A 265-nucleotide genomic window follows, 5' to 3' on the forward strand; every position below is an offset into this window, starting at 1 on the left:
CTTTCTACTATGTGCTGATCGTCACTCTGTTCAGCAAGCTGCTGGGTTATCTCGAGCGGCACCTCGACGTGAGCAGGCGCACGCCCGCCCAATCCGCCGATGCGGATGGCTTGCTGGCTGCTTCGGCAACGCCCGTCCCGGCCCGGCGCCAGGCAAGCGCCGAATACGCGCTTCAGGTGAAAGGCGCAATGCAGCGCTATGGCCGGCACGAGGTGCTGAAAAACATCAACCTCGATGTCCGGCCTGGCCAGGTGGTGTCGATCAT

1 protein-coding gene is annotated in these 265 nt (G+C 62.6%); it reads left to right on the top strand.

What is annotated here, in order from left to right; all coding sequences use genetic code 11:
* Nucleotides 1–265, top strand: a 265-nt coding sequence (locus SCA31_RS23790) for a hypothetical protein (protein WP_410699470.1), incomplete at both ends; no start/stop codon positions are given.

This window comes from Chryseobacterium sp. SIMBA_028 (assembly GCF_046535285.1).
Lineage (GTDB): Bacteria > Bacteroidota > Bacteroidia > Flavobacteriales > Weeksellaceae > Chryseobacterium.